Raw genomic sequence first — 8,901 nt, 5'->3', positions numbered from 1 at the left:
CCGTGGTCAACAAGGCCGAACCGGCGCACACCCGCCCATGCGGCGCGCGCTTACGCGCCGCATGGGCCCATAATAGCACAATCTCCAGACACAAGGGCGAAGCCCGCCGCGCAGCGCCCGCACGCCCCGTCGCACCAAAGGTGTGCCGCTTATAATCGGCACGCCTTCGGCGTGACGGGCACCGCGCGGCTCATCTCTGAAACCGCCAACCGCCCCAGCCGGCCAACAAACGCTCCCCATCCAGCGACCGGCCACCTCGTCTCACATGCCGAACACCTACCCCCCGCCCTGCTCCTTGAGCACCCCCGCCAGGCGCGGGCCGCGCCAGCCCCGGCGCACCGGGCCGCGCACGCTCTCGTGGATACGCTCGGACATGTCGCGCCCCACGATGCGCGGGCCGCGCAGGAGCAGCACCTTGCTCCATCCCGTCCAGGTGCCCACCGAGGGCGCATCCACATCCTGCGGGAACCGCGCGCGCCAGCCCTCGGGCAGGCGCATGTGACAGCCCTCCATCCGCTCCAGCATCCACACCAGCGCGATATTGGCCAAGGGCCGCGCCGCGTGAAAGCCGCAAAGCTGCCCGCCCACATCCGAATGACAGCCGCGAAACCAGACCTGCTCGACATGGCCTTCGAAGTCCGGCGGACAGTCCCACAGCACCGGCGTATAGGCGCGCCGCGTCTCGTCGAGCGCCAGCGCGTGAAAGCCGTGCCGCGTGGTGCGGCCAAGGTGATGGTTGTGAAACCCGTGCTTGTCGGCGCGAAACCATCTCAGCAGCGGGATACGCAGGCCAAGCGCCTTGACGGTATCCCACACGCCGATCATCTCGACATGGGTTTCGGCGTGGCAATGGGCCTGCGCAAAGGCCCCGGCGGCGGGGCCGTGGGGGTCGCATTCGTAATACCGCCACGCCGCAAGCACATTGCGCTCGGTCGCCATTTCCGAGCGCAACAGGCCGATCCGGTCGATCACCCCCGCAAGCGAGCGCACCGCATAGGCCCCGCGCGAATAGCCCAGAAGGAATATCCGGTCGCCGGGGCGGTAGCGGCTGGCAAGATAGCCATAGGCGCGCCGGATCTGCCGGTTGATCCCGCGCCCGAGGATGATATCGCCGGTGGCGCGCCAGTCGCGCCACTGTATCCCCGCCTCATAGAACAGCGTGAGATCGGGGCCCGCCACCTCCTGCAACAGCTTGTAGGTGAGGCCCGCATTGGTCTCGCAGCCCTGCGCGAGGGTGGACATGGTGCCATCGAGGATCAGCACATGATCGACCGGCCCCCGGCGCGGGCCGCTGGCGGTATGCGCCTCGGTCGGGCCGGGGCGCAGCCAGTCATAGACCCTGCGTGTCCAGTTGCGCCAGCTCATCGGTTTCCTGCCACAGATCGCGCGGATCGGCCCCGCATCCCTCTATATAATCAAACTCTGCGGCAAAAATCCTGACATAGGGTAAAAATCACCGTGACCTCACCGTGACATGACCCGAAATTCCCCCTCACAACCGCGCGACCGTCACCACATCGCGCAGGCCATAGCCGTTGAACGCGGTACTGAGGCTCTGGGAATAGGCCCCCATCCCGGCGATCAGCACATGGTCACCCTCTTGCATGTCACCGGGCAGCGGCAGCGGATCGGGCAGCCGGTCGATGCTGTCGCAGGTGGGGCCAAAGATCACCCGCGCGACGGGCGCGCCCCTGCGCTCGGCACCACCGGGCGCGATCACGCGGATGCGGTCGGGCGCGCCGATATCGCGGATCTCGGTCAGCCCGCCATAAACCCCGTCGTTGAGAAACACCGCGCCGCCCGCGCGCAGCGCCTTGACCCGCAAGCCCAGCGTCATCGCCTCGGCCACCATCGCGCGCCCCGGCTCACACACGAGCGCGGGGGCATCCGCGCCGAAATGCCGCGCCACCTCGGCCCCGATATGGCCGAAGATCGCCGCCAGGTCGGGCGCGCCCCCGCAGCGATGCGAGGCAAACCCGCCGCCCACGTTGAGCCGACAAAGCCGCACCCCCGCCGCCCGCGCCACCCCGGCGGCAGCGGCAATATAGGCCCCCCACGCCCCCGGATCGGCGCATTGCGTGCCGGGGTGAAAGGTCAGCGAGGGCGCAAACCCGCGCGCCGCCACCGCGCGCAAGAGCATGGCCGCATCCTCCGGCCCCAGCCCGAATTTCTCTCCGAAATCATAGGCCGCGCCCGGCACGGGCAACGCCAGCCGCACGCTGATCTCGGCCCCCTCGGGCACATGGCCCGCGAGCTTGTCAAGCTCGCCCGCGCAATCCACCGACCAGACGCGCACGCCCAGCCGCGCCGCCTCTGCCACCTCGGCGCGAGAGCGCACCGGGTTGTGGTAATGCAGCACCGCACGGTTTGAGACCGCGCGCACCGCGTGCATTTCCTGCGGGCTTGCCACGTCAAAGGCACCGATCCCCGCCGTCACCAGATTGGCAAGCACCTCGCCCAGGGGATTGGCCTTGACCGCATAGCTCACCAGCCCCGGAAACCCCGCCTGAAAGCTGCGCGCCGTGGCCTGCAACCGGTCGGGCGAGAAATAGAGCACCGGCGCATCGGGCGCGCATCGTGTGAGGTGGTCAACCGGATCGGTCCAGGTTCTGGCGCGCTGCATCGGGGGCCTCTTTCGTTGCTTTTTCCCCACTTTGCGGCAAGGAAGTGTCGATTAGTCGCGTCACTTCGTATAATTATGCGTGCATTATTGGCAAAATGACGGCTTTGAAATGCAGATCGACGATACCGACCGCGCCCTGATCGCCCTCTTGCAGGACAACGCGCGCGCGCCCGTCGCCACGCTGGCGCGGCGCATGGGGCTGGCGCGCACCACCGTGCAGGCGCGGCTTGACCGGCTCGAAGCGGCGGGCGTGATCGCGGGCTACGCGCTGCGCCTCGGGGCCGAGGCACGCCCCGCGCTGCGCGCCACCGTGCTGCTGAGTATCGAGCCGCGCGCGGGCGCGGCGGTGCTGGCGCGGCTCAAATCGCTGCGCGAGGTGCGCCGCGTGCACACCACCTCGGGGCGGTTTGACCTGATCGTGACGCTCGAGGCCGAGACCACCACCGCGCTCGACGACACGCTCGACCGCATCGGCGAGGCGCGCGGCGTGCGCACCTCCGAAAGCCTGATCCATCTCGCCACGAAACTCGACCGGGGCGCGTGATCCGATCGCCGGACTATGGGTATTTTACCCAAGAAGAAACGCGCGCCGCGCGGATAGGGCGGCGCTTTGGCTTTTCCTTCGGGCGCAGATTGGCTAAGGCAGGCGAAACCCGTGATCTTGCAGGGATGAGACGTGATGGCGATGGACAAGACATTCGACGCGAAAACGGCCGAGGCGCGGCTTTACAAGGCGTGGGAAGAGGCCGGGGCATTCGCCGCCGGGGCCAATGCGAAGCCGGGCGCCGAGGCCTTCTCGGTCATGATCCCGCCGCCCAACGTGACCGGCAGCCTGCATATGGGCCACGCCTTCAACAACACGTTGCAGGATATCCTCGTGCGCTGGCACCGGATGCGCGGGCATGACACGCTGTGGCAGCCTGGCACCGATCACGCCGGGATCGCCACGCAGATGGTGACTGAGAAGGAAATGGCCGCGAATGGCGAGCCCTCCCGCGTGGAAATGGGCCGCGACGCGTTCGAGCGCCGGGTGTGGCAGCAAAAGATCAAGTCGCGCGGTACGATCATCGGACAGCTCAAGCGGCTGGGGGCGTCCTGCGACTGGTTGCGCGAGGCGTTCACCATGTCGGGGGCCCCAAACGCACCCGAGGGCGAAGAAGGCAATTTCCACGACGCGGTGATCAAGGTCTTTGTCGATCTCTACAACAAGGGGCTGATTTATCGCGGCAAACGCCTTGTGAACTGGGATCCGCATTTCGAGACCGCGATTTCCGATCTGGAGGTCGAGAATATCGAGGTGCCGGGCCATATGTGGCACTTCAAATACCCGCTCGCGGGCGGCGAGAGCTATGAATATGTCGAGCGCGACGCCGACGGTAACGTGACCCTGCGCGAGACCCGCGACTATATCTCCATCGCCACCACCCGGCCCGAGACGATGCTGGGCGATGGCGCGGTGGCGGTGCATCCCTCCGACGCGCGTTACGCGCCCATTGTCGGGAAACTCTGCGAAATCCCGGTTGGTCCCAAGGAGCATCGCCGCCTGATCCCGATCATCACCGATGACTACCCCGACCCCGATTTCGGCTCTGGCGCGGTCAAGATCACCGGCGCGCATGATTTCAACGATTACGCCGTGGCGCAGCGCGGGGGCATCCCGCTCTACCGCCTGATGGATACCCGCGCGCGGATGCGCAGCGATGGCGCACCCTACGCCGAGGCCGCCGCCCGCGCGCAGGAGATCGCCGAAGGCGCGGGTTGGACGCCCGAGGAAATCGACACGCTCAACCTCGTCCCCGACCACCTGCGCGGGCTGGACCGGTTTGAGGCGCGCGCGCGCGTCATCGAGGAAGTCACCAATGAGGGGCTGGCGGTCATGGTGCCGCAAGAGACGGGCGACCCGGTGCCGCTTGTGGAGTCGAAACCCATCATGCAGCCCTTCGGCGACCGCTCCAAGGTGGTGATCGAGCCGATGCTGACCGATCAATGGTTCGTGGATACCGCGCAGATCGTGCAACCCGCCATCGACGCGGTGCGCTCGGGCGAGGTCACGATCCTGCCCGAACAGGACGCCAAGGTCTATTTCCACTGGCTGGAGAATATCGAGCCGTGGTGCATCTCGCGCCAGCTTTGGTGGGGGCACCAGATCCCGGTCTGGTATGGCTTTGACCTGAGTTCGCCGGATTTCCGCGATGACGAGGGCGACGGCACGCTCGACCTGGCGGAAATGCTGCGCCTTCTCAACGAGGGCCATCTTGGCCCGCTGATGGAATGCGGCCCCGATTTCAGCGCGGTGTCGGAGGCCTATCACGACCGTCTCGCCGCCCTGCCCGTTCCGCTCGCGGCAATGCAGGTGGTCGAGGTCGAGAGCCGCGACGCAGCCCTGCACCGGCTGGCGCAATCGCTCGCCGATTACACCGCCACGCAAGACCCCACCCACCTCGTCTACCCGGTCTGGCGCGACCCCGACGTGCTCGACACCTGGTTTTCCTCCGGTCTCTGGCCCATCGGCACATTGGGCTGGCCCGAGGACACGCCCGAATTGCAGAAATACTTCCCCACCTCCGTCCTCGTCACCGGGTTCGATATCATCTTCTTCTGGGTCGCGCGGATGATGATGATGCAATATGCCGTGGTCGGTCAAAAGCCGTTCTCCCATGTCTATGTCCACGCCCTCGTGCGCGACGAGACCGGCAAGAAGATGTCCAAATCGCTTGGCAACGTGCTCGACCCGCTCGACCTGATCGACGAGTATGGCACCGATGCGGTACGCTTTACCCTCACCGCGATGGCCGCCATGGGGCGCGATCTGAAGCTCTCGAAAGAGCGCATCGCGGGCTATCGCAACTTCACCACCAAGCTGTGGAACGCCGCGCGCTTTGCCGAGATGAACGGCGCGACCGGGGCCAAAGGCCCCCGCCCCACGCCCACCGCCACCGTCAACACATGGATCATCGGCGAGACCGCCCGCACCCGCGCCGCCGTCGACGAGGCGCTGGAGAACTTCCGCTTCAACGACGCCGCCAACACGCTCTATGCCTTTGTCTGGGGCAAGGTCTGCGACTGGTACGTGGAATTTTCCAAACCGCTGCTGATGGATGGCGACGCCGAGACCCGCGCCGAGACCCAGGCTACGATGGCCTGGGTGATCGACCAATGCCTGATCCTGCTGCACCCGATCATGCCATTCGTCACCGAGGAATTGTGGTCCACCCTCGGGGACCGCGAGAAAATGCTGATCCATGCCGATTGGCCCGACTACGGCACCGACCTGATCGACCCCGCCGCCGACCGCGAGATGACCTGGGTGATCGCCCTCATTGAGCAGGTCCGTTCGGCGCGCGCGCAGATGCATGTGCCTTCGGGGCTGCATGTGCCGCTTCTGGTGACAGAGCTGAACGAGGCGGGCCGCGCGGCATGGGACAATAACGAGGCGATGATCCGGCGGCTGGCGCGCATCGACAGCCTGACCCATGTGGCAGGCTTTCCCAAGGGCTGCGTCACCGTCGCCGTCGAGGGCGGCAGCTTTGGCCTGCCCTTGGCCGATATCATTGATATCGCAGAGGAAAAATCGCGGCTGGAAAAGACGCTGGCAAAGATGGAAAAAGAGCTTGGGGGCCTGCGCGGGCGGCTGGGCAACCCGAAATTCGTCGAGAGCGCGCCCGAGGCGGTGGTGGCGGAGACCCGCGAGAACCTTGCCGCGCGCGAAGACGAGGCGGCCCGGCTGCGCGCCGCGCTCGACCGTCTCGCTGAGTTGGGCTGACGGGATGCCTCCGGCGGGGATATTTACGGCAAGATGACGGGCTTGCGCGGCTTCATCTTGCCAAAAATATCCATGCCCCGCCGGTCAGGCCCGTTCAGAACGGCACGTCATCCGCGCCAGTGATGAAACGCGCGACGACTTTTTTCACGCCCGCCTTGTCAAAGGCGATTTCAAGCTTGTCGCCCTCGATGCCGACAATCTCGCCATAGCCGAATTTCTGGTGAAAAACGCGCTCGCCGACGCTGTGCGAACTCACCGCCTGCGCGTCGATCACCGGCGATCGGGCCTCGCTTGGTTGGCTCATCGGGCGTTCGCCACCGCGCGCCTGCAACCGCCGCCAGCCCGGTGAATTATAGACATTGGCCTGCGCCACGCGGCTCTCGATCCCCGAGGCGGCCGCGCCGTAACTGCCGCCATAAAGCCCCGGCGGCGTGAGTACCTCGACATGATCTTCGGGCAATTCGTCGATGAAGCGCGAGGGCATCTGGCTCTGCCACTGCCCGTAGACCCGCCGGTTACCCGCGAAGGAAATCGTGCAGACCTCCTCGGCGCGGGTGATGCCGACATAGGCAAGGCGGCGCTCCTCCTCGAGGCCCCGCGTGCCCGACTCGTCCATCGAGCGTTGCGAGGGGAACAGCCCATCCTCCCATCCCGGCAGGAAAACGGCGGGAAATTCCAGCCCCTTGGCGGCGTGGAGCGTCATCAGCGTGACCTTCTCGCCCGCCTCCTCGCTCTCGTTATCCATGATGAGGCTGACATGTTCGAGAAAGCCTTGCAGGTTCTCGAACCCTTCCAGGGCCTTGACCAGTTCCTTGAGGTTTTCCAGCCGCCCCGGTGCCTCGGGCGTCTTGTCGTTCTGCCACATGCCCGTGTAGCCGGATTCGTCGAGGATGATCTCGGCCAGTTCAATATGGGTGATTGCAGGATCGCCCACCATCCGGCCCCAGCGCGCGAGACCGTCGAGAAGCCGCGCCAGCTCCACCGCCCCCTTGCCGGTGATCCCCTTCTGATCCAGAAGCATCCGCGCGCCCGTCACCAGCGGCACGCCGTTTTGCCGCGCGGTCACCTGGATTTTCTGCTGCGCCTTGTCGCCAAGGCCGCGCTTGGGGGTGTTCACGATCCGCTCGAACGCCAGATCGTCGGCGGGCGAGACCACCAGCCGAAAATAGGCCATCGCGTCGCGGATCTCCATCCGCTCGTAGAACCGCGGTCCGCCGATCACGCGGTAAGGCAGGCCGATGGTGAGGAACCGATCCTCAAAAGCGCGCATCTGGTGGCTGGCACGCACGAGAATGGCCATGTCATCGAGACCAAAGGCGCGCATCCCGCGCGTGCCGCGGCTCATCGCTTCGACCTCTTCACCGATCCAGCGCGCCTCTTCCTCGCCGTCCCAATGGCCGATCAGGCGCACCTTCTCGCCCTCCTCGGCCTCGGTCCACAACTCCTTGCCAAGCCGGTCACGGTTGCCCGCGATCACGCCCGAGGCGGCGGCGAGGATATGCGGGGTGGAGCGATAATTCTGTTCCAGCCGGATGACGGCGGCGCCGGGAAAATCCGTCTCGAACCGCAGGATATTGCCCACCTCGGCCCCGCGCCAGCCATAGATCGACTGGTCATCATCGCCCACGCAGCAGATATTCTTGTGTCCACCCGCAAGAAGGCGCAGCCACAGGTATTGGGCGACGTTGGTATCCTGATATTCGTCGACGAGGATATATTTGAACCAACGCTGATACTGCGCCAGCACGTCCCCGTGGGTCTGAAATATCGTCACCACGTGCAAGAGCAGATCGCCGAAATCGACGGCGTTCAACTCCTTCAGGCGCGCCTGGTAGAGCCGGTAAAGCGCCGGCCCCTTGCCGTCATAAGCGCTGGCCTCGCTGGCGGGCAGGTTGTTGGGCGTCCAGGCGCGGTTCTTCCACTGGTCGATGATCCCCGCGAGCATCCGTGCGGGCCAGCGTTTGTCATCTATATTGGCGGCCTGAACCAGTTGCTTGAGCAGGCGCAACTGGTCATCGGTATCGAGGATGGTGAAATTCGACTTGAGATCAACCAATTCGGCGTGACGCCGCAACAGCTTGACGCAGATCGCGTGAAAGGTGCCCATCCACCTTAACCCCTTATCGAGGTTGACCGGGTAACGAGCGACACGCTCTTTCATCTCTTTTGCAGCCTTGTTCGTAAAAGTAACTGCTAGGATCTCGTCCGAGCGCGCGCGCCGCGTATGAAGAATTTCAGCTATGCGGGAGATCAATGACCGGGTCTTGCCCGTTCCAGCACCAGCAAGAACAAGCAAAGGTCCGTCCAGTGTTGTAGCCGCCTCAAGTTGCGCTGCATTTAGCCAGTCGAGATGCGGAGAAGGCCGCGCGGCCATGGCGCGGGCGGCGAGGCTTGCGCCCTCGAAGGCGTCGGAATCGTCATATGTGCTCATGGCTGCCAAACTAGCCTGCCCGGCGCACGAGATAAAGCCAATGTTCGGGATACGTTCCGCGCGCGTCTCCCCTCTGGACAAGCC

5 protein-coding genes are annotated in these 8,901 nt (G+C 65.4%); 2 read left to right on the top strand and 3 right to left on the bottom strand.

The window, feature by feature from the left end; genetic code table 11:
• Nucleotides 1-276: 276 nt before the first annotated feature.
• Nucleotides 277-1,365: a T6SS phospholipase effector Tle1-like catalytic domain-containing protein gene (locus ABIE58_RS13215; RefSeq protein ID WP_354545190.1), complete on the bottom strand. Its 1,089-nt coding sequence runs from the start codon at nucleotides 1,363-1,365 to the stop codon at nucleotides 277-279.
• A 127-nt stretch (nucleotides 1,366-1,492) separates the two neighbouring features.
• Nucleotides 1,493-2,623 (bottom strand): type III PLP-dependent enzyme, encoded by a 1,131-nt coding sequence (locus ABIE58_RS13210; RefSeq protein WP_354545189.1) that lies wholly within the window; start codon nucleotides 2,621-2,623, stop codon nucleotides 1,493-1,495.
• Between the two features lie 109 nt (nucleotides 2,624-2,732).
• Between ABIE58_RS13210 and ABIE58_RS13205 the strand changes: the two genes are divergently transcribed.
• Together ABIE58_RS13205 and ABIE58_RS13200 are read left to right on the top strand one after the other, a co-directional pair.
• The gene (locus tag ABIE58_RS13205) at nucleotides 2,733-3,167 is read left to right on the top strand and encodes an Lrp/AsnC family transcriptional regulator (RefSeq protein ID WP_354545188.1); all 435 of its coding nucleotides are present in this window, start codon (nucleotides 2,733-2,735) and stop codon (nucleotides 3,165-3,167) included.
• Nucleotides 3,168-3,302: 135 nt separating this feature from the next.
• A complete protein-coding gene (locus ABIE58_RS13200; protein WP_354545187.1) occupies nucleotides 3,303-6,386 on the top strand; it encodes a valine--tRNA ligase in 3,084 nt (1,027 codons plus the stop codon).
• A 94-nt stretch (nucleotides 6,387-6,480) separates the two neighbouring features.
• Here ABIE58_RS13200 and ABIE58_RS13195 read toward each other — a convergent pair whose 3' ends face one another.
• A complete protein-coding gene (locus ABIE58_RS13195) occupies nucleotides 6,481-8,817 on the bottom strand; it encodes an ATP-dependent helicase (RefSeq protein ID WP_354545186.1) in 2,337 nt (778 codons plus the stop codon).
• Nucleotides 8,818-8,901: the final 84 nt, after the last annotated feature.

It is taken from the genome of Roseovarius sp. MBR-78 (genome assembly GCF_040547535.1).
In the GTDB taxonomy this organism is placed as follows: domain Bacteria; phylum Pseudomonadota; class Alphaproteobacteria; order Rhodobacterales; family Rhodobacteraceae; genus Roseovarius.
Note: the sequence above shows the minus strand (reverse complement) of the source record. Positions and strands in the feature narration are given on the sequence as shown.

Bases quoted from the DNA above. Each gene is read 5' to 3' on its own strand.
- ABIE58_RS13205 (WP_354545188.1), top strand. From the start codon at position 2,733: ATGCAGATCGACGATACCGACCGCGCCCTGATCGCCCTCTTGCAGGAC.
- ABIE58_RS13195 (WP_354545186.1), bottom strand. From the start codon at position 8,817: ATGAGCACATATGACGATTCCGACGCCTTCGAGGGCGCAAGCCTCGCC.
- ABIE58_RS13200 (WP_354545187.1), top strand. From the start codon at position 3,303: ATGGCGATGGACAAGACATTCGACGCGAAAACGGCCGAGGCGCGGCTT.
- ABIE58_RS13210 (WP_354545189.1), bottom strand. From the start codon at position 2,623: ATGCAGCGCGCCAGAACCTGGACCGATCCGGTTGACCACCTCACACGA.
- ABIE58_RS13215 (WP_354545190.1), bottom strand. From the start codon at position 1,365: ATGAGCTGGCGCAACTGGACACGCAGGGTCTATGACTGGCTGCGCCCC.